The sequence below is a fragment of the Salinibacterium sp. dk2585 genome (genome assembly GCF_008001035.1).
Taxonomy (GTDB): domain Bacteria; phylum Actinomycetota; class Actinomycetes; order Actinomycetales; family Microbacteriaceae; genus Homoserinimonas.
Window position 1 is genome coordinate 1,675,524 of the sequence record NZ_CP042856.1, and the last position, 19,901, is coordinate 1,695,424.

A 19,901-nucleotide genomic window follows, 5' to 3' on the forward strand; every position below is an offset into this window, starting at 1 on the left:
CCTTGAGTCTAGTTGTCGCTCAGCCCACGCGATGCGGGGTGCCGATGAGGCAGGTGCCACTTGAGAGCACTGGCACGACCGTGCTCGTGTACTCGCCGTTCCACTGGCCGACGATGCACTTCTCGCCCATCAGGGCGGCGAAGGAGAGAGCGTCCGTGGCATTGCCGAGGGGCGTGCCATCCGGGGTGACCTCGAGTTGCGCGGCGGTCCAGCCGGCCGAAGTCAACAGGGAGATGATCGTGGCATTCGACATGTCTCCCCCTGCCTCGATGTGACCCCGCACGACCTCGTCGAAGTACGCGCGGTTGTCGCTCGCTCCAGCCTCGGGGTCGAACGTGGGAGGCGGGGCCGGCTCGACGCTTGGACTCGCGGTGGGGCGCGGCGAGGGCGAAGGCGTTGGCGCTTCAGACGCGCAGCCCGCAAGCGCAAAAGCGACGGCAACTGCAGTGAGAGCGAGCACTCCGCGACGTGGCGTTCGCATGTTGCCTCCCCTGCGTCTGGTTGGTGGGCGCTCCCCCGGCGCCGGCTCCACCGATTCTAGGGGCACGCCGACGCCGGGAGGCTGTGCTCAGAACGGCTTCTCCGCACCCGCGTCCTGCAGTGCTCCCGCGGGTGCCGCCGCCCAATCCGAGGCGCTGTCGCCGAGGGGGCGGACCGGGTCGCTCGTCTCGGCCGGGGCATCCGCTCGCTCCTCTGGCGCCGAGACAACGACAGAATTGCGGCTGAAGCTCGCGGTGCCCCACATGAGGTCGTGCCCGATCGACTCGGCCTCGACCTCAACGGTCAGTCCGCTGCGATCACCACTCTGCCAATCACGCAGGCGCAGTCGACCGGTCAGGAGCACCCGCTGGCCTTTCTGGAGCGACACGGAGGCGTTGGACGCGAGTCGACGGAATGCCGTGACCGTGTACCAGTTCGTGTCTCCGTCGACCCAGGATTGCGCGGCGCGGTCATACCTGCGCTGGGTCGAGACGAGCCGGAAGCTCGTGATCGGCAGCCCCTCGCTCGTCGTGAGATGCTTCGGCTCGGTCGCAACGAGCCCTGTCAGGGTAATTGTGTCTGTCATGCCGCCATTCTTCGGCGCGCTCGACCACACGAGCAGGCTCACCTCCACGACTGTGGAGGGCACGCAGCCGGCCCCCGTGTGGAGGCAGAGATGACTCCTAGTGCTCGCGAAACTCCGGCCAGTCACTGCCCGGCAGCAGGTTCGAGTGCAGCGCACTCTTGGCCACGTCGAGGCTGGGATACACGCCCGTAGACCCGCCAGAGAGCATCCGCACCTCGTAGCCGTGGTCAGTCGAATGGATGGATCCCACGGCTCCCGCAGGCCCGAATGCGACCCAGGTCTTGCCGACAACGATGTCGCTCACGAGTGCTCCTTTCGTCGTGCCTCGACGATACGACGACTGGCTCTCGGAAGGCCAGAATTCAGGGCACTCCCAGACACAGTCGGCGCCAGGGAGACTCAGGAGGCGCGCACGTAGCTCGCGAAGCTCTTGCGCACCTTCGAGACCTTGGGAACCGCAACGGCCATGCAGTAGCCCTGGCCCGGGTTCTTTGCGAAGAAGTCCTGGTGGTACTCCTCGGCCTCGAAGAAGACCCCGAGCGGCGAGATCACGGTGACAACGCCCCCGCCCCAGGTCTCGGATGCCCGTTCGCGGGCGGCCTCGAAGAGTTCGCGCTGCGCGTCATCCGTGTAGAACATCTCGGAGCGGTACTGGGTGCCGACATCCGCGCCCTGGCGGTTCAGCTGCCGCGGGTCGTGAAGCGTGAAGAAGACGTCGAGGATGACCTCGGCCGGAATGACCGACTCGTCGAAGGTCACCGCAACGGCCTCTGCGTGCCCCGTCGCACCCGTGCACACGGCCTCATAGCTCGGCTGCTCGACGTGTCCGCCCGTGTAGCCCGAGACGACATCGTGCACACCCTCGAGCGTGCGATAAACCGCATCGAGACACCAGAAGCATCCACCGGCGAGTACGAAAGTCTGCATGTTCACCACCCTACGTCTGCAACGGTTGCGAGACACGAGGGACAACAGGCAGCATCCGCGCCGCATTCCCGTGGGACGGCCATATCCTTTAGCGGTGAACGCCGAGACCTACACCCCAGCCGCCGACCGGTACGACTCGATGCCCTACGCGCGGTCAGGGCGCAGCGGGCTCAAATTGCCCCGGATCTCGCTCGGCCTGTGGAACAACTTCGGGCACGATCATCCGCTCGAGACACAGCGGGCGATCGTGCGACGAGCCTTCGACCGCGGCGTGACCCACTTCGACCTGGCGAACAACTACGGGCCGCCCGCGGGCTCTGCCGAGGAGAACTTCGGGCGCATCCTGAAGAGCGACTTCTCCCGCCACCGCGACGAGCTCATCATCTCGAGCAAGGCCGGCTATGACATGTGGCCTGGCCCCTACGGCGAATGGGGATCGCGCAAGTACCTGCTCGCCTCGCTCGACCAGAGCCTCGATCGCCTCGGACTCGACTACGTCGACATCTTCTACTCGCACCGTCCCGACCCCGAGACGCCCATCGAGGAGACCATGGGGGCACTCGCGACTGCCGTGCAGTCCGGCCGCGCGCTCTATGCCGGAATCTCCAACTACAACCCGGAACAGACGCGGGCGGCACATCGCGCCCTCGCAGCCCACGGCATCCCCCTCGTGATCCACCAGCCGCGCTACAACATGTTCGACCGCACGCCCGAGCAAGGCCTGCTGGGCGTGCTGGAGGAACTCGGCATGGGCGGAATTGTCTTCTCTCCCCTCGCCCAGGGACTCCTGACCTCCCGCTATGCCGCCGGCATTCCCTCCGACTCACGCGTCGCCGAGGGCCGCTGGCTGACGGAGAAGAACCTCGACGCGGCCTACCGCGAGCGGATCGCCGCGATCTCCAAGGTGGCGGATGCCCGTGGGCAGAGCGTCTCGCAGCTGGCGCTCACGTGGGTGCTGCGGCATCCGCAGGTGACCTCGGCCCTCATCGGTGCCAGCAGCGTCGCGCAGCTGGACGACAACCTCGCAGCGCTGGAGGCTCCCGCGCTCACTGGGGAGGAACTCGCCGAGATCGAGCCCTACGCGGTGCACGGCACCGGCACCCGCTGACGGGCGTGGGGTACTTCTACGCGCTCCTCGCCGCGGTGCTGTTCGGCGTGAACGGGAGCGTCACGCGCATCGTCGTCGACTCCGGGCTCGACCCAGCCCAGCTCACGCTCTTCAGGGTCGCGAGCACGGCGGTCATCGCCGGGATCTACCTGCTCATCGCCAACAGGCGCGCCTTCCGCGTGACGCCACGCCAGCTGCTCGCCCTCGTCCTCCTCGGCATCTTCGGCATCGCGATGCTCCAGTGGACCTACGCCATGGCGATCCAGCGTCTGCCCGTCGGCATCACGCTCCTCCTGGAATACACGGCCGTGCTCATCGTCGCGGTCATCGCGTGGGCGTTCTTCAAGGAGCAGGTCAAGGCCCGTCTCTGGGTCGCGATCGCCTGCGTGCTGGGCGGGCTCGTGGTCGTGGCGCAACTGTGGACGGCTGAACTCGACCCCGTCGGCGTGCTTTTCGGCCTGGGCGCGGCTGCCTCGCTCTCGATCTACTTCCTCGGCGGTGAGCGTGAGGTGGGAAAGTCCTCGGCCATGGCCGTGGCGTTCTGGGCCATGTCGTCGGCCACCGTCTTCTGGCTGCTCTTCAGCGGGTGGTGGAACCTCGACCCGGCCCTCTTCACCGACGCCGTCTCGCTGCAGGGCAACCTCGCCCACGTGGAGTTGCCCCTCTGGATCCCCCTCGCATGGAACATGCTCCTGGGATCCTTCGCGCCCTTCTTCTTCTCGCTGCTCGCCCTGCGCTACCTGACCGCGACCGCGGCGGGGGTCGTGGCAACGGCCGAGATCATCTTCGCCTTCATCTTCGCCTGGCTTTGGCTTGGTGAAGGGCTCGCAGGGGTGCAGATCCTCGGCGCTGCGGTCGTCCTGATCGGCATCGTGCTCGCGCAGACCGCCCGCAAGGACAAGGTGGTCGACGCCGACCTCGCGCTGAGTGACAGCGAGACCCGCGCGATCGCCTGAGGTGCGGGCGACGGATGTCGGTGGCCGTCGATAGCGTTCATGTCACACCGATCGGGGCCGGCCGACGGTGCATTCATGACCGTCGACCCGGAGAGAATCATGCTCGCACCGACCTCTGTTCCCGACCGCCCGCGCCTGTACTCCGCCACCCAGCACTCTGCCACGGGGGCGGCTCGCGGCGCCGGCCCCGCAGGACCAACGCTTGTCCCCCTGCGGGGCGGACTCTGGCGCGTGACGCGCAGCGACGGCGAGGTCCTCGGCTATGTGGAGCGCTATCAGGATCCGCAGGGCGAGCGCTACCGGGCAAAGCGCGTCAGCAGCTCACTGCGCCGCTTCATCTCGCTCGGCGAGTTCTGGCGCATGGATGACGCGCTCGCCTGCTTCGGCGTCGCCTGAGCATCTCGTGCGGCCCCGGACGACACGCCCCACCACGCCCGGGATGTACCCCGAACTCGCATAGTATCTGCCCCATGCAATGGTGGAACGATCTCGTGGACTGGCTCAATTCTGACGATGGGTGGCGCGTCATCTCGACGGCTGTCATCCCCTTCCTCGCGATCGTTGTGGCCGGCGTCGTCGCCGCCCTCATCGGCCGCGGAAGCGCGCGCCGCGTGATCGCGCACGCCGAGCAGGAGCGACGCATCGCCACGGTGGCCGCGCTCATCAGCGGTGCCCGGCGGGCAGCGCGCTGGAATGCGCTCTCTCACCCGGAGCAGCAGCACGCCGAGCACCTGCTGCACGACGCCGACACTCGCCTGCGACTCCTCCCCCTCAACGGCAGCAGCATGGTCGCCGACTGGGCCGCGCACGAGATCGAGGAGATGAAGCGCAACTCGGTGTCGTTCAGCTTCCAGGCTGAGCAGTCACTCATCGAGTTCCGCAACCGGCTCGTGGACTGGCAGATGCGGCCGGGACGCGCCAAGAAGCTGTTCAAGGCCGACCTTGACACGTGGGCCTACGAGGCGGGTCAGGCCGACCAGGACCTCGTCAACAAGCAGAAGGAGTGGGCAAAGCAGCAGGTGAACGAGACCGAGCCGGTCTTGAACGCGAGCAACGCCGCGAGTTCCACCGTCTCCCCGACGCCGGAACGCGGCGACGCCGCGAGCACCCCCTCGTTCGGTGACGCAACGCCCAGCGCTTTCACCGCGCCGAGCTACGCGCTTCCGCAGTCACTTGCGAGCCGAGAAGACGACGCGCCGGTGCAGGACTGGGCTGCTGCCGCCCCGGCGGACCAGCCGACAGCTGCCGCCGAGACGCCGCGCTCGTCCGAGATGCCCGGCTCCGACGAAGACACCACCACCGGCGAGTCGCCCCTCGCCCCCGGTCCGGTGTCTGCTGGCACCGTGCGTCAGCGCATCGCTCCGGAGGAGCGCGACTACTAAGCCGCTGGCCTAGCCCACATGCCAGCAGAACCCATCGCCCTCGTGATCCGCCTCTCGAGGGCGATGGGCTGCGGATTGGGATGTGGGCGACGGTAACGCTGCGCATACAGCTCGACGGCCTCGGCGACCGAGTCCACCTCCTCAGCCACACTCCCCATGCCCACGCGAGCCAGCCAGCGCCCGCCGTCGACCTGACTCAGCGTCGCGTGGCCGCGAGTGCGCGTCCATCGAATCATGCGAGCGCGACAAGCAGCGCCAGTGTCGCAAGTACGAGCGCCACGGGGGTCATGACGTAGCGTTCGGGCTCGGATCGGGAGATCACGTTGAGCAGGACGCCAAACGCGAGATAGCCGAACACGATCCATGCGCCGGTGGTCGACCAACCGGGTGGGTACAGCTCGATGAACTCGGCCCGGTCAAGGATGACAGTGATGAGGAAGGCGTAGATCAGGATCGAGGCAGCCGACGCGATCCGGTAGCCGAGGGGCAGCCTGCCCGAGTAGTGACCTCCCCAGGCCCCCAGAATCGCACCTACGATGTCGTCGTTGATTGCGTCGGAAACGTGCCCTTCGCACGTATGGCGGCGGTCACGAAACCTGGCGGGGCGGTGCTGCACGTCGCTGCAAACCTCGCCGGGGTCGCCCTGTCAGGGTGGCGCGCTCGCCGCACCGGCAAGTTCTGCACCGCGATTGTGGGCAAGTATCGTGCTGAGGACCTCGCGAGGCCCGCTTCCTTTGCGTCGTTCAAGCCTCGGATTCCAGCGTCGGTCAGCGTCCAATGCTTGGCAGAGGTCGTGGAACGTCCATGCGTGCCCGAACCGGCGTGGCAAGCGACAAGTGCTGTCACTTGCCGGGCTAGTTCGGAAATGTTGACTTCGATGGAATGCCAGGTTTGCGGGCGACTCGATAGGAATTGCAGTCGGCGATTGCACTGCTTATTCCGGAATGTCCGCTAGTAGTAGCGCACCTCAATGGTGTGCGCCAGCGACGCATCCGCACCCACGATCATGACCGTGAAGAGAGCCGCGAACCCCACAACGGCGGTTGGGACGCGAACCTTGGGGGTCTGGCTCGTGCTGGCGTAGAAAAGCAACAGCACGCAAGCAGATAGCCCGACACTGGTTGCCGTAAGACCACTTCCCACAACCTCTACCGCCGGGCATTGCAGTGGATACGACTCCATGCAGGGGACTGCTGAAGGTTTAGGTGACTCCTGATCTGGGGCGAGATGCTCGCCTCTGGAAGGATGTTTGCCATGCCGAGAGCGTTTCCGAAGGAGTTCCGCGATGATGTCGTCGCGATCGCAAGACGCCGTGAGGCGTCGTTTGCGCAGATCGCGAAGGACTTCGGGATCTCCGAGTCCTGTGTCCAGCGGTGGGTCAAGATCGCCGAGGTCGACGACGGCGTCAAGCCCGGGGTGAGCTCGACCGAACATGCCGAGCTGCGAGAGGCGAAGAAGCGCATCCGTTTGCTGGAGCAGGAGAACGAGGTGCTGCGTCGGGCGGCGGCGTATTTGTCGCAAGGGGTTCTGCGCAGCCCAAAATGATCTACCCGCTCGTCCGCGAGCTGGCCGCGACCGGCGCCCCGATCAGGGTGCCGGTCGCGGTGACGTGCCGGGTGTTGAAGATCGCCAAGCAACCGTTCTATCGATGGTTGCGCAGGCCTGTGGCGGATCGGGATTGGGATGAGGCCCAGCTGATCAACGCGGCGATCGATGTGCATCGGGAGGATCCGGTGTTTGGGTATCGGTTCATCGCCGACGAGCTGGCCGACCTCGGCTTTGAAGTCTCGGAGCGGCGGGTGTGGCGGGTGTGCTCTCAGCAGCGAATCTGGAGCGTGTTCGCCAAGAAGAAGGGCGGCAAGAACCGCAAGGCCGGCCCGCCGGTCCATGACGACTTGGTTCGTCGCCGCTTCGCCGCGGCCGGACCGAACCAGCTGTGGTTGACCGACATCACCGAGCACTGGACCGCCGAGGGAAAGGTGTATTTGTGCGCGATCAAGGACGTGTTCTCGAACCGGATCGTGGGTTACTCGATCGATGACACCATGACCTCGCAACTGGCGGTGAACGCGCTGCGGATGGCGATCCAACGCCGCCGCCCGGTCGGCACGATCGTTCACTCGGACCGCGGCAGTCAGTTTCGTTCCCGGCGCTTCGTTCACGAACTCAGCGCCGCCGGGCTCGCCGGATCGATGGGACGGGTCGGTGCCGCCGGAGACAACGCCGCGATGGAGTCCTTCTTCGCACTACTCCAGAAGAACCTCCTGAACCAGCACCGATGGGCAACTCGCCAGCAGCTCCGCCTGGCGATCGTGTCCTGGATCGAGGCGACCTATCACCGCCGCAGGAAACAGCGAGCGTTGGGCCGTTTGACGCCGATCGAATTCGAGACCATCATGACCACACCGGCCGCACTCGCGGCCTAACCCGAAGAGTCACCAAGACCTTCAGCAGTCCCCAATGGTCAGAGTCTATGGTTCGGGGGGCCCACGATGCGGCTGTCTATCTGCCGCGGCTGACGTCTCAGAAAGTGCGTACAACGCAACGGCCAAAACTGACACTCTTCGGGAATCTGAGAGACTCTGAGGGCGTGCGCAACCGCACCAACGGTTTCAAGGGGAGCAACACACGTGGTTACAGGCGAGCTAAAATCCCAAGTCGACAAGGTCTGGAATGCATTCTGGTCGGGTGGCATCGCCAACCCGATGGAGGTGATCGAGCAGATCACCTACCTGCTCTTCATCAAGCGCCTCGACGAGCTGCACACCCTCGCCGAGAACAAGGCGAACACTCTCGGCAAGTCAATCGAGAACCCCGTTTTCCCCGACGGGATCGATGACTCCAGCGGATGGCCCCGCCCGTACAGCGACCTGAGGTGGTCCCACTTCAAGCATTTTGGCGCCGCTGACATGTACAAGGTCGTCAGCCAGAATGTCTTCCCCTTCATCCAGGGGATGGGCGAGGCCGGGTCGAGCTTCGCCGTCAATATGAAAGACGCCCGCTTCACAATCCCAACACCGGCGCTGCTGGTAAAGGTGGTGGAGCTGCTCGAGAACATCCCGATGCAGGACCGCGACACCAAAGGCGACGTCTACGAGTACATGCTGAGCAAGCTGGCCACGAGTGGGCAGAACGGCCAGTTCCGCACCCCTCGTCACATCATCCAGCTCATGGTCGACATGGCAGCTCCTACCCCGCAGGATGTGATCGTCGACCCGGCCGCCGGTACCGCCGGGTTCCTGCTGGTTGCTGGAGAATACGTGCGCGGGCGCCACCCTGAATTGTGGGCGGATGCGGCACTGCGGCAGCACTTCGACCGCACCATGTTCACCGGCTTCGACTCCGACGCCGCAATGAGCCGCATCGGCAGCATGAACATGCTGCTGCACGGGGTGGAGAACGCGACGATGGTGCGTCGCGATTCCCTCGCCGAGGAGCACACTGAGGCGGTGGGCAAGCACACCTTGGTGCTTGCGAATCCGCCGTTTGCGGGAAGCCTCGACTACGACACGACAGCCAAAGACCTGCTGGCGATCGTCAAGACGAAGAAGACCGAGCTGCTCTTTCTCGCCCTCATGCTGCGTCTGCTGAAGAACGGCGGGCGGGCCGCCGTGATCGTGCCCGACGGCGTGCTGTTCGGCTCCTCAACCGCCCACAGATCGCTGCGGCGGATGCTCGTCGAAGACCACAAGCTCGACGCGGTAATCAAGCTCCCGAGCGGTGCGTTCAAGCCGTACACCGGCGTCTCTACAGCGATCCTCTTCTTCACCAAAACAAGCTCGGGAGGCACCAACAGCGTCTGGTTCTACGATATAAAGACCGACGGCTTCACCCTCGACGACAAGCGCACCCCCATCGACGCCAACGATCTGCCGGACGTGCTGGCGCGTTGGCAGTCGCTCTCCGCACCCGGCAGCCCCGAGGCGGGCCGTCCCCGCACGGCCCAGTCGTTCCTCGTGCCGAAGGACGAGATTGCCGCCAACAACTACGACCTCAGCCTCAACCGCTACAAAGAGGTCGAGCACGAGCATGTCGAGCACCGCGCCCCCGGAGAAATCCTCGCCGACCTCTCCGCCCTCGAACAGAAGATAACGGATGCCACGGCCGTCCTCGCCGAGACCCTTAAATGACCCTGCCGCTCGTTGAGTCCGCCAAGACTGCTTCAGTCGTCGTCAGTCTGGGCTCCGTCGCGAAGTTCATTCGCGGCGTCACGTTCAAACCGGCGGATGTCTCCGGTGACGGCACAGGTGTCATCTGTCTCCGAACGAAGAATGTTCAACGCGAACTTGATCTGTCCGACGTTATTCGAATTCCAAGGCATATCGTAAGAAGGGCTGAGCAGTTCGTTCAGACTGGCGATCTAGTTGTTTCAAGTGCCAACAGTTGGAACATGGTGGGCAAGGCTTCGTGGGTCGGTGAACTGCAGGAACCTATGGCAGTAGGCGGATTCATTTCGGTCCTGCGAGCCGCCAGCTGTAATCTCGATTCCCGATATCTGTTTTGGTGGTTTACATCGGAATCTGTACAGCGCACCGTTCGAAGTTTCGGTCAGCAGACGACTAACATCTCCAACCTGAACTTCGAGCGATGCCTAGCACTGGAGATTCCCCTCCCACCCCTCCCCGAGCAGCGGCGAATCGCGGGGATCCTCGACCAGGTCGACGAGCTCCGCGCTCAGCGCCGCCGGTCCCTCGCCCTCCTCGATGAGTTCCTCGATTCGGCCTTGAGTTCACTTGTCGCCAAGTCCGATGGAACAGCACTGTTGGGCGAGTTGGTTCAAGAATTTCGCTATGGCACATCGGTCAAAGCTGGCGCAGTTGGTGCTCCGGTACTGAGAATTCCCAATGTCTCATCGCGTGAGCTGGATCTCACTCAAATCAAGTCGGTCGAACTGTCGGACGCGGAGAAGGCGCGGTTGCTACTCCGTCCAGGTGACCTGTTGATCGTGCGCTCAAACGGCAATCGGGCCATAGTGGGGGCAACTGTCGAGTTCCCTGACTGCCTTGTCGGGCGTGATTTCGTCTACGCCTCCTACTTGATCAGAGCGCGACCACGTCCAGGTATCAGTTCGACGTATCTCGCCAAGTATCTCGCTTCCTCCCGCGGGAGGGCCTCGCTCATGAGCGGGGCAACGACTTCCGCTGGTCAGTACAACATCAACACCAAGTCGCTCGCCGCCATCCCCGTCACTATGCCAACAATCGCTGAACAAGAGCGATTCACCTCTCTCGTGCGAAGTGTCGAAGAGAGCAGGGGCGAGATGCGTTCACACCTCGCCCGCCTCGACGAACTCTTCGCCTCCCTGCAGCATCGAGCGTTCCGCGGGGAACTGTAGCGGCGGCCGCTCGGTTTAGTGATTCGCTGACGGCCGTTGGAGTGACGGGCATCGGATATCGACACACATAGGCAGCGAAATCGACACGCTGTCGCTAGCGACGGATAGTCTGGCGACATCGTTAGCCGGCCGTGGGGGGAGAAAGCCATGCCGAGCAACTTCGACTTCGTGCGGACCGAGTGGCCAGCGATCGCCGACGAGGCCCGCCGCGCTGAGTTCTACACCCACGGCGACCCCCGGTCCGCGCTGTTCTACGCCCGCCGTACCATCGAGCTCGCCGTCACCTGGATGTATCGGGCCGATGCCACGCTCACCCAGCCGTACCAAAATGACTTGTCGGGCATGCTTCACGAGCCCAGCTTCAAGCAGCTCGTCGGCCCGGGCCTTCTGACCAAGCTGAATCTGATCCGCAAGCAGGGCAATACAGCAGTGCACAAGACCGCCCCGATCTCGGCGGTGGACAGCGTGCCCGTCGTGCGGGAACTCTTTCACGTGATGTTCTGGTTCGCGACCCACTACGCGCGCTCGCCCCAGCATCGGCCCGAGCCAGGGCTGCCGTTTGACGCCGCATCCCTGCCCCGGCCGCAGATGGGAGCCGCCGCAAAATCGCTGGCCCAGCTGCGGTCGCTTGCCGCCGAGCTTGCAGCCAAGGACGACGAACTCGCCAACGCCACCGCCCAAAACGAGCAACTCGCCGCGCAGCTGGCCGAGCTGCAGCGTCAGGTCGCGCTCGCCAAGCAGCAAAACGCCACCGTCGTCGACACCCACGACTACCGCGAAGACGAGACCCGCGACCTCTTCATCGACGTGCTGCTGCACGAAGCTGGCTGGACGCTCGACCAGCCGCGTGACCGCGAGTTCCCCGTCGCGGGAATGCCCAACGGCACCGGCGACGGCTTCGTGGATTACGTGCTCTGGGGTGACGACGGCATGCCGTTAGCGGTCGTCGAAGCTAAGCGCACCCGCAAGGACGCGAACGTCGGGCAGCAGCAAGCCAAGCTCTATGCAGACGCCTTGCACGTCGCCTACGGCCAGCGCCCGGTTATTTTCTACACGAACGGCTACGAGCATTGGATCTGGGACGACGGCTCCTACCCGCCCCGGCAGGTGCAGGGGTTCTACACGCAGGACCAGCTCGCCCTCATCATCCAACGCCGCACCACCGCTACACCGCTGGGGTCGCTGGCGATCAGCGACACCATCATCGACCGGCACTACCAGCAGCGTGCCGTGCGCAAGGTCGGTGAGGCCTTCGAGAAGAAAGAGCGCCGGGCCCTCTTGGTCATGGCCACCGGCAGCGGCAAGACCCGCACGGTCATCGCCCTGTCCGACCTGATGATCCGGGCAAACCGTGCCAAACGCATCCTCTTCCTGGCCGACCGGATTGCCCTCGTCAACCAGGCCACCAGCGCGTTCAAGGCGTTGCTTCCGGATGCCGCCCCGGTGAATCTGATCGCGGAAAAGGACACTGAGGGACGCGTATACCTCTCGACATACCCGACGATGATGGGTCTAATCGATTTGAGCGGTGACGGCCTGCGTCGCTTCGGCCCCGGGTACTTCGATCTCATCGTGATCGACGAGGCGCACCGGTCGGTTTACCAGAAGTACGGTGCAATCTTCGACTACTTCGACGCCCTGCTCGTGGGGCTCACCGCGACGCCGAAGAACGAGGTCGACCACAACACGTATGGGCTATTCCACCTCGAAGATGGGGTGCCCACCGACTCGTACGAGCTGACCGATGCCATCGCCGAGGGTTACCTCGTCCCTCCGGTGGGTCGCTCGATCGCCACCCAGTTCGTGCGGGAAGGCATCCGCTACGTCGACCTCAGCGAGGACGAGAAAGAGGCTTGGGATCTCCTCGATTGGGAGGACGACGCGATCCCCGATGAGGTGGGGGCCAGCGCGATGAACACTTGGCTGTTCAACCAGGACACCGTCGACAAGGTGCTGCAAACCCTGATGTCCGAGGGGCGGAAAGTTGCCGGCGGCGATCGGCTCGGCAAGACCATCGTCTTTGCCAAGAACAACAAGCACGCCGAGTTCATCGAACGTCGCTTCAACGCTAACTATCCGGAGCACGCTGGCCACTTCGCCCGCATCATCACCCACAAGACCACCCACCCGCAAAGCCTCATTGATGACTTCTCCGACCCGGCGAAACTGCCGCAGATAGCGATCTCCGTCGACATGCTCGACACGGGAATCGATGTGCCCGACGTGGTGAACCTCGTGTTCTTCAAGCCCGTGCACTCGCGCACCAAGTACTGGCAGATGGTGGGACGCGGCACCCGGCTGCGCACCGACCTGTACGGGCCGGGCGAGCACAAAACGGACTTCGTCATCTTCGACGTATGCCAGAACATCGAATACTTCAACGAGGACTACCCGGCGGCGGAAGCCTCTGCCGGACTCTCTCTGGGGGAGCGACTGTTCCGCGCCAGGGTCACCCTGCTGGCCAGCATCGACGATGCCCCCGACGATGCCGAGCTGGCTGCGGTACGCGAAGGCCTCGCAGCGCGCCTGCACAGACAGGTCAGCGGCATGAACCTGGACAACTTTCTCGTGCGGCCGCGGCGCCGCGCGGTGGAGCGCTTCAGCGAAGGTGCCGCCTGGTTGACCCTGCGGGACGACGACTACGAAGAGGCCGCCAGCCTGGCGGGGCTGCCATCCGCCGATGACGTGATCGACTCCGACGAGCAGGCCAAGCGCTTCGACCTGTTCGCCTTGCGCGCCCAACTGGGCGTACTCACCGCCGACGCCGGATTCTCCGCCGCACGCAAGCGCATTCAAGCGATAGCCAACGCCCTGGCCGAGCAGAAGAGCATCCCCCGGGTCGCTGTGAACCTAAAGCTCCTCGCGGACGTGGCTGGCGACGAATGGTGGCAGGACGTCACCGTGCCCATGCTCGAAATGATGCGCATCCGTCTGCGCGAACTCGTCGGGCTCATCGACCACCAGGCCCGCTCAATCGTCTACACCAACTTCACCGACACGACAGCGGATGCCGGCGAGGTCGAGCTCAAACACGTGTCCGCCGGGGTCGACCGGGCTCGCTTCCGGGACAAGGCACTCGCGTTCCTTCGTGACCACGCCGATCATCTGACGTTGGCGAAGCTTCGGCTCGGCCATCAGCTCACCGAACTGGACCTCACCGAACTCGAGCGGATTATGCTCGAAAGCGGTCAATTCGAGCGTAACGAGATTGCAGCAGCAGCAACCGAAGCGGAAGGGCTCGGACACTTCGTGCGTTCGCTGGTCGGCATGGACCGCGCCGCCGCGTCAGACGCCCTCAGCGCATTCGCTGGCGGAACTACACTTACGGGTAATCAGCTCGTCTTCATCGGTCTCATCGTCGATCAACTGGCCCAGCGCGGCACCGTTGATCCCGCCCTGCTCTATGAGCCCCCGTTCACCGGAATAGCCCCTACGGGGCCCGAGAGCCTCTTCAACGGCGCTCAGATCGCGGAACTAGTGGCCGCGCTACGGCGTATACGGGCGGCCGCAGAGCCCGTCGCCAGCGTGGTCGACAACCAGACGGCATAAGCAAACCACTCCGAGTGCTTTCCGGCACGAGAAGGCTTGGTGCCGAGGTTTTCCGAACTAGGTGGCAATTTTCCGAACTAGCGTGACAAGTGACAAGTGCCCCCGGCAGGATTCGAACCTGCGACCAAGAGATTAGAAGGCTCCTGCTCTATCCCCTGAGCTACGGAGGCTGGGCACCCCCCTAGGATACCGCGACGGGCACCCTCGAGGGTGCCCGTCGCGGCGTCTCTGCGTGGGGTCTGAGTCGGGTGACTCAGTCGCGGTCGATGGGGTCTTCGAGCTCGTCGCTGTCGCCCGGGTCAAAGGTGTAGGTCACGTGGTAGACGCCGCCGACCTCACGCCAGGAGGTGGCGTCGTAGTTCATCATGCTCTCGATGCCGCCCTCTGAGGCAAGGACGGTGAGCGAATCATCCCAGCTGCCGTCCGTGCTGATGCGACGGTCGGTCTGCCCGTCGCTCGGGCCTCCGCTGTAGATCACGATGTATTCGTCGCCGTGGGCGAGTGTGGGCTTCGAGTCAGTCATGCCTCATTGTTAGCACCACTGTGATGTCGCGTCACTGGGCGGCGATAGGATTCCCTAATGGCTAGCACCTCCGACCGACTCGTCTGGATCGACTGCGAGATGACAGGACTCGACCTTGAGAACGACGAGCTCGTCGAGGTCGCCGTCGTCATCACCGACTACGACCTGAATCCGGTCGACCCGGGATTCTCGATCGTCATCAAGCCCGACCAGTCGGCGCTCGACAACATGGGCGACTTCGTGCGCAACATGCACGAGGAGTCCGGCCTCCTTGAGGAACTCCCCAACGGCGTGAGCCTCGCTGACGCTGAGTTCGCCGTTAACGAGTACATCCTGAAGCATGTGCCATTGGCCGGCAAGGCTCCCCTCGCGGGCAACACGATCGGCACCGACCGCGCCTTCATCGCCAAGTACATGCCCCGCGTCGACAGCCACCTGCACTACCGCAGCGTCGATGTGTCATCGATCAAGGAACTCGCCCGCCGCTGGTTCCCCCGGGTGTACATCAACGCGCCCGTCAAGAACGGCGGACACCGGGCCCTCGCCGACATCCTCGAGTCGATCCGCGAGCTCGAGTATTACCGCAAGGCCGTCTTCGTCTCCGACCCCGGGCCGACGACCGAGGAGCTGCAGGTCATCTCCGCCGGCGTGGTGGAAGATTTCGCCTCGCGTCTGTAATAGAATCTTCTAGTTGCCATCGCCAGGTCGAGAAATCGGCAGGCGAGAACACATGGTGGGCGTAGCTCAGTTGGTAGAGCGCTGGCTTGTGGTGCCGGATGTCGCGGGTTCGAGTCCCGTCGTTCACCCCACAGTGAGCCTCCCCGGAGGCCCAGGAAAGGCCCGGCATTGCCGGGCCTTTCCTGTTTGCGCCCCCACGGACGACTGATCCCTCATGTGACAGGCTGGACTCATGACCCGCACGCTCGAGAGCACCGACACACGGCACGAGGTCGCCTCCGACTCGCCGTGGCAGACGGTCGTCTGGAACGATCCGGTCAACCTCATGTCGTATGTCTCCTACGTCTTCCGCACATACTTCGGGTTCACGCCGGTCGAGGCCGAGCGGCTCATGCTGCTCGTGCACTTCGAGGGCAAGGCGGTCGTCGCATCCGGGAGTCGCGAGGAGATGGAGCGACATGTCGAGGCGATGCACGACTACGGCCTGTGGGCCACCTTGACGAAGGCCGACGCATGAGGCGCTTCGAGCCGCAACCCGATGGTGCTGTCGTGGCGCAGATCGAGGAGGCCGAGGTGGCACTCCTGAGCACCCTGGCCCGCCAGGCGGCCGATGTTGTCGCCGCGGCAGACTTCGACGACCCGGCGGTCGGGCGAATCCTTCCCGATGCGTACCCTGATGACGCGGAGGCCTCCGCTGAGTTTCGGCGCTTCACCCAGGTGGATCTCGCCGGCCGCAAGCTCGCGAATGCCGGCGTCATCCTCGAAGCGCTCGACGCGGTGCGGGAAGGCGAACTGCGCCTCCGACCCGAGCAGGTGCAGGCGTGGCTCCGCAGCCTCACCGACATCCGGCTGATCCTGGCTACGCGCCTAGGCATCCAGGCGGAGGGTGACGAGGACCGTCCCGGCGTCGACCCCATGATGCGGGATGTCTATGACTGGTTGGGCTTCGTGCAGAACTCCCTCATCGAGGCGATCGATGCTTGAGCTGTCGGCCGAGGAGTTCGAGCGCCTCGTCGTCGATGAGCTCGACCTGCTGCCCGACGAGATGGTGGACGGGCTCGACAACCTCATCTTCGTAACCGAGGACCGGCCAGAGGACGGTTCGCTCGACCTGCTCGGCGTCTACGAGGGTGTCGCGATCACCGACCGCGGCCAGTACGGCTTCGGCGAACTCCCCGACCGCATCGTGCTCTTCAGGGAACCACTCCTTGCCGCCTGCCAAGACGTGGACGAGCTCAAGGACCAGATCCACGTGACCCTCGTGCACGAGATCGCGCATTACTACGGCATCGACGACGTGCAACTGCACGAGCTCGGCTGGGGCTGAGGTCGGCTAGGGCCTGGGCCGTTCCGCCCGCCGGGACAGCAGCGAAGCCGGGCGCAGGCTGTCGATACCGAAACGACGGGTGACGCCGTCGACCGTGCGCTCGGCGTCGCGCCATCCGTCATCCTGATCCCACAGCGTGAGGGCCGCTCCCCCGGCCTCGACGAGCTGCTCGGCGCGCACCCCGATGAGCCGGATGGGCGGATGCTCGCCCACCGAATCGAGCAGGGCACGCGCCTCGGTGAAGAGCGTGCGGGCGAGGTCACTCGGCGTCGACAGCTTGCGCGAGCGACTGATGGTCGTGAAATCCGCGTAACGGAGCTTGAGCGCGACCGTATTGGCCTCGAGGCCGTTGGCCCTCAGGCGGGCACCGACGCGGGTGCAGAGGCGAAGCAGTTCTCGGCGCAACTGCTCGCCATCCGTCACGTCCACCTCGAAGGTCACCTCATGGCCGACGCTCTTCTCGACACGTTCGGTCGTGACGCGCCGCGGGTCGATGCCGTTGGCAAGGTCGTGCAGCTTGCTGCCGAGTGCTGTGCCGAGCGCGCGCTGCAGGCTCTCGCGCGGGGTGGCAGCGATGTCACCGATCGTGCGGAGCGCGTGGCGCGTCAGCGCCTGCTCGGTCGCCTCGCCGACACCCCAGAGGGCCGAGACGGGAAGCGGGTGCAGGAACTCGAGCGTCTCTGCCGCCGGGATCACGAGCAGCCCGTCGGGCTTGGCGCGGCCCGACGCAAGCTTCGCAACGAACTTGGTGGATGCCGCCCCGACCGAGCAGGCCAGCCCCGTCTCGTCGCGCACCCGCTGCCTGATGAGCGTCGCGACCTGCGCGGGACTGCCGAGCACCTTGCCTGCCCCCGAAACATCGAGGAATGCCTCGTCGATGCCGAGCCGCTCCACCGTGGGGGTCATGTCATCGAAGATCGACATGACCATGCGCGAGTAGTGCCGGTATTTCTCGAAATGCGGCTCGAGCACGACCGCCGAGGGGCAGCGCCGCTTGGCCTGCGCGAGCGGCATGGCCGAACGCACACCGAAGCGCCGTGCCGGATAGTTGGCTGCTGTCACGACCGAGCGCGGCGAGTCGCGGGCGACGACGACCGGCCGGTTGGCCAGGTGAGGATGGTCGAGCAACTCGACCGAGGCGAAGAACGCGTCGAGGTCGACATGCAAGATCGGCGAGGTCGAACTGTCGACGGATGCCGCGCTGACCTGTCGCGCGCTGCCATCCTGCTTACTCACCGCATAAGGCTACGCGCAACCACCGTCATCCGTTTCAGCCGATGCGGGCGGCCAACCACGCGTAGGGATTGACGGAGCCTGAGCCGCCCGGGTGGATCTCGAAGTGCAGGTGAGCGCCGGCAGCATTGCCCGTCGCCCCGACCCTGCCGATGAGCTGGCCCACCGTGACGGTGTCGCCGACGCGAAGGCCGAGCGAGCCGGCCTGGAGGTGCCCGTAGACACTCGTCACGGGCACGCCATCGATCACATGGTCGATGTGCACGTTGACGCCCATGGCGTTGTCACCGGCGGCGTTCGCCTTGCTCACGACACCGTTGGCCATGGCGGCAATCGGCGTGCCTGCGCCGGGGAAGATGTCGATGCCGTGGTGGAAGTTGGAGTAGCAGTTGGAGCATTCCCGCGGGCCGTAGCCACTCGCGACGGCGCTACCCGGGGGCAGAGGATATTGGAGCTTCGGCGGTGCGACCGCAGAATAGGAGTCGCGGGCGAGCGCTGCGAGCGGGGATGCCGCCGCGATGGAGAGTGACTGCGCCGGGGGCTCGGGCACCGACGCGACGAGCGCCTCGGAGCCGGTGGTCGTCGGGAGCACGAGGGCGATAGACGCGGCAGCGAGGAGCCCTGCGGTCAGGACGCCCACGGGCGAGCGCAGCGCCTTGACCGTCCGGACCCCGCGCAGGCGGCGCAGGAGCGCGGGCGGCAGGCTCGGTGCAGGTGAGGCGAGGGCCGGTGAGGCTGGCGCCGCGAGGTGGCGTGGGGAATGGGATTCAGTATCGAAGGGAGTCACGAGAGCGTTTCCGGGTGCGTTCCCGGCAGGCGCCGGGCTGGGCAAGGCCACAACGCTAGACGCAGGACCCTCCGAGCCGCCTGAGAGCCCTCGGCGCCTCGTCAGGGATGCTGCAGGGGTTCCTGCTCCGCGTGCTCCGGAGGCTCGAGCTGGAAGGTCGAGTGTTCGACGTCGAAATGATCGGCCAGGCACGCATCGAGCCGGGTGAGGAGAGCGGATGCGCCGCCTCCCATCAACACCCCGCCCTCGACCACGACATGGGCCGAGAAGACGTTCTGCCCCGGCGTCACCGACCAGACGTGCACGTCGTGTACATCGAGCACGCCAGGCGTCGCGAGCACGTGCTCGCGGATCAGCGTGACATCCGTGCCCCTCGGCACCTCCTGCCCCAGCACGGCGACGACATCGCGCAGGATGACGAAGACGCGCGGCAGGATGAGCGCGACGATCAGGAGGGAGGCGATCGCATCCGCAGGCATGAACCCGGTGGCGAGGATCACGATCGACGAGGCGATGACCGCGATCGAGCCGGCCAGGTCGCCCAGGACCTCGAGGTAGGCGGCGCGCATGTTGATGCTCGATGTGGCGCCGCCCCGCAAGACGAGCAGTGCGGCGACATTCGCGAGGGCACCGACGATCGCAACGACGAGCATGGGCAGTGCCTGCACCTGCTCGGACGACGCGCCGAGGCGCGAGATCGCCTCGACCGCGACGGAGATCACAACCGCAGCGAGCAGGCCCGCGTTCACGAAGGCGGCGAACACCTCGACGCGGCGGTGGCCGAAGGTGCGCCGCTCGCTCGGAGGGCGCGCAGCGATGACGGTCGCCACGAGTGCGATGATGAGCGCGATCAGGTCGGAGAGCATGTGACCGGCATCCGCGAGGAGCGCGAGCGAGCCGCTCAGCACAGCACCGATGACCTCGACCACGAGCACCGACGCGATGATGGCGATCGCGATCACGAGGCGGCGGCGGTTCGCCGCTCCAGCCGCGTGGTCGTGATGATCGTGATTGTGGAAGCCCATCGGCT

21 protein-coding genes, 2 tRNA genes and 1 pseudogene are annotated in these 19,901 nt (G+C 65.2%); 13 read left to right on the top strand and 11 right to left on the bottom strand.

Annotation, left to right across the window (positions count from 1 at the left end; all coding sequences use genetic code 11):
* Nucleotides 1-19 precede the first annotated feature (19 nt).
* The 4 genes from FVA74_RS07850 to msrA form a co-directional block, all read right to left on the bottom strand.
* Nucleotides 20-481, bottom strand: coding sequence for a hypothetical protein (locus tag FVA74_RS07850; protein ID WP_147721495.1), 462 nt, complete (start codon nt 479-481; stop codon nt 20-22).
* 87 nt (nt 482-568) lie between these two features.
* Nucleotides 569-1,066 carry a single-stranded DNA-binding protein gene (locus tag FVA74_RS07855; protein WP_147721496.1) on the bottom strand — a complete coding sequence of 166 codons (498 nt, stop codon included), beginning with the start codon at nt 1,064-1,066 and terminating at the stop codon, nt 569-571.
* 97 nt (nt 1,067-1,163) lie between these two features.
* Nucleotides 1,164-1,370: a methyltransferase gene (locus FVA74_RS07860; RefSeq protein ID WP_147721497.1), complete on the bottom strand. Its 207-nt coding sequence runs from the start codon at nt 1,368-1,370 to the stop codon at nt 1,164-1,166.
* Between the two features lie 95 nt (nt 1,371-1,465).
* Nucleotides 1,466-1,993 (bottom strand): peptide-methionine (S)-S-oxide reductase MsrA, encoded by a 528-nt coding sequence (msrA, locus tag FVA74_RS07865; protein WP_147721498.1) that lies wholly within the window; start codon nt 1,991-1,993, stop codon nt 1,466-1,468.
* A 139-nt stretch (nt 1,994-2,132) separates the two neighbouring features.
* Between msrA and FVA74_RS07870 the strand changes: the two genes are divergently transcribed.
* The 4 genes from FVA74_RS07870 to FVA74_RS07885 all read left to right on the top strand — a co-directional run bounded on the left by FVA74_RS07870 (nt 2,133) and on the right by FVA74_RS07885 (nt 5,439).
* The gene (locus tag FVA74_RS07870) at nt 2,133-3,101 is read left to right on the top strand and encodes an aldo/keto reductase (RefSeq protein WP_147723127.1); all 969 of its coding nucleotides are present in this window, start codon (nt 2,133-2,135) and stop codon (nt 3,099-3,101) included.
* Nucleotides 3,102-3,106: 5 nt separating this feature from the next.
* Entirely contained in the window at nt 3,107-4,057 is a 951-nt protein-coding gene (locus FVA74_RS07875; RefSeq protein ID WP_168220084.1) for a DMT family transporter, read from the top strand.
* Between the two features lie 75 nt (nt 4,058-4,132).
* Nucleotides 4,133-4,453 carry a hypothetical protein gene (locus FVA74_RS07880; protein WP_147721500.1) on the top strand — a complete coding sequence of 107 codons (321 nt, stop codon included), beginning with the start codon at nt 4,133-4,135 and terminating at the stop codon, nt 4,451-4,453.
* Between the two features lie 74 nt (nt 4,454-4,527).
* Entirely contained in the window at nt 4,528-5,439 is a 912-nt protein-coding gene (locus FVA74_RS07885; protein ID WP_187266492.1) for a hypothetical protein, read from the top strand.
* A 232-nt stretch (nt 5,440-5,671) separates the two neighbouring features.
* Here FVA74_RS07885 and FVA74_RS07890 read toward each other — a convergent pair whose 3' ends face one another.
* Both FVA74_RS07890 and FVA74_RS13595 read right to left on the bottom strand, forming a co-directional pair.
* The gene (locus tag FVA74_RS07890) at nt 5,672-6,055 is read right to left on the bottom strand and encodes a hypothetical protein (protein ID WP_147721501.1); all 384 of its coding nucleotides are present in this window, start codon (nt 6,053-6,055) and stop codon (nt 5,672-5,674) included.
* Between the two features lie 335 nt (nt 6,056-6,390).
* The gene (locus tag FVA74_RS13595; protein WP_168220085.1) at nt 6,391-6,537 is read right to left on the bottom strand and encodes a hypothetical protein; all 147 of its coding nucleotides are present in this window, start codon (nt 6,535-6,537) and stop codon (nt 6,391-6,393) included.
* 156 nt (nt 6,538-6,693) lie between these two features.
* Between FVA74_RS13595 and FVA74_RS07895 the strand changes: the two are divergent.
* The 4 genes and pseudogenes from FVA74_RS07895 (at nt 6,694) to FVA74_RS07910 (ending at nt 14,323) form a co-directional block, all read left to right on the top strand.
* Nucleotides 6,694-7,865, top strand: a pseudogene (locus tag FVA74_RS07895) (IS3 family transposase).
* A gap of 204 nt (nt 7,866-8,069) precedes the next feature.
* Nucleotides 8,070-9,569 (top strand): class I SAM-dependent DNA methyltransferase, encoded by a 1,500-nt coding sequence (locus FVA74_RS07900; RefSeq protein WP_147721502.1) that lies wholly within the window; start codon nt 8,070-8,072, stop codon nt 9,567-9,569.
* Entirely contained in the window at nt 9,566-10,774 is a 1,209-nt protein-coding gene (locus FVA74_RS07905; protein ID WP_147721503.1) for a restriction endonuclease subunit S, read from the top strand. The genes FVA74_RS07900 and FVA74_RS07905 overlap by 4 nt, the downstream gene beginning before the upstream one ends.
* 147 nt (nt 10,775-10,921) lie before the next feature.
* On the top strand, nt 10,922-14,323 hold the full coding sequence (locus FVA74_RS07910) for a DEAD/DEAH box helicase family protein (protein WP_147721504.1): 3,402 nt from the start codon (nt 10,922-10,924) through the stop codon (nt 14,321-14,323).
* A gap of 97 nt (nt 14,324-14,420) precedes the next feature.
* Here FVA74_RS07910 and FVA74_RS07915 read toward each other — a convergent pair.
* Together FVA74_RS07915 and FVA74_RS07920 are read right to left on the bottom strand one after the other, a co-directional pair.
* Nucleotides 14,421-14,493, bottom strand: a tRNA-Arg gene (locus FVA74_RS07915).
* A gap of 83 nt (nt 14,494-14,576) precedes the next feature.
* Nucleotides 14,577-14,846 (bottom strand): oligoribonuclease, encoded by a 270-nt coding sequence (locus tag FVA74_RS07920; RefSeq protein ID WP_147721505.1) that lies wholly within the window; start codon nt 14,844-14,846, stop codon nt 14,577-14,579.
* Nucleotides 14,847-14,903: 57 nt separating this feature from the next.
* Here FVA74_RS07920 and orn point away from each other — a divergent pair, with 57 nt between their 5' ends.
* The 5 genes from orn (at nt 14,904) to FVA74_RS07945 (ending at nt 16,851) form a co-directional block, all read left to right on the top strand.
* Nucleotides 14,904-15,524, top strand: a complete 621-nt coding sequence (gene orn, locus FVA74_RS07925; protein WP_147721506.1) for an oligoribonuclease — start codon at nt 14,904-14,906, stop codon at nt 15,522-15,524.
* Between the two features lie 55 nt (nt 15,525-15,579).
* Nucleotides 15,580-15,655 (top strand) — tRNA-His (locus FVA74_RS07930).
* A gap of 101 nt (nt 15,656-15,756) precedes the next feature.
* Complete coding sequence (gene clpS, locus FVA74_RS07935) at nt 15,757-16,041, top strand: ATP-dependent Clp protease adapter ClpS (protein ID WP_147721507.1); 285 nt, start codon at nt 15,757-15,759, stop codon at nt 16,039-16,041.
* Complete coding sequence (locus FVA74_RS07940) at nt 16,038-16,508, top strand: DUF2017 domain-containing protein (RefSeq protein ID WP_147721508.1); 471 nt, start codon at nt 16,038-16,040, stop codon at nt 16,506-16,508. Before clpS ends, FVA74_RS07940 begins: the two co-directional genes overlap by 4 nt.
* The gene (locus FVA74_RS07945; protein WP_147721509.1) at nt 16,501-16,851 is read left to right on the top strand and encodes a metallopeptidase family protein; all 351 of its coding nucleotides are present in this window, start codon (nt 16,501-16,503) and stop codon (nt 16,849-16,851) included. The genes FVA74_RS07940 and FVA74_RS07945 overlap by 8 nt, the downstream gene beginning before the upstream one ends.
* 6 nt (nt 16,852-16,857) lie before the next feature.
* On the opposite strand, the gene dinB is transcribed toward FVA74_RS07945, so the two are convergent.
* The 3 genes from dinB to FVA74_RS07960 all read right to left on the bottom strand — a co-directional run bounded on the left by dinB (nt 16,858) and on the right by FVA74_RS07960 (nt 19,896).
* Nucleotides 16,858-18,087 (bottom strand): DNA polymerase IV, encoded by a 1,230-nt coding sequence (gene dinB / locus FVA74_RS07950; RefSeq protein WP_147721510.1) that lies wholly within the window; start codon nt 18,085-18,087, stop codon nt 16,858-16,860.
* 34 nt (nt 18,088-18,121) lie between these two features.
* Complete coding sequence (locus FVA74_RS07955) at nt 18,122-18,871, bottom strand: M23 family metallopeptidase (RefSeq protein ID WP_168220086.1); 750 nt, start codon at nt 18,869-18,871, stop codon at nt 18,122-18,124.
* Nucleotides 18,872-18,972: 101 nt separating this feature from the next.
* Entirely contained in the window at nt 18,973-19,896 is a 924-nt protein-coding gene (locus tag FVA74_RS07960; protein WP_147721512.1) for a cation diffusion facilitator family transporter, read from the bottom strand.
* Between the last annotated feature and the right edge of the window lie 5 nt (nt 19,897-19,901).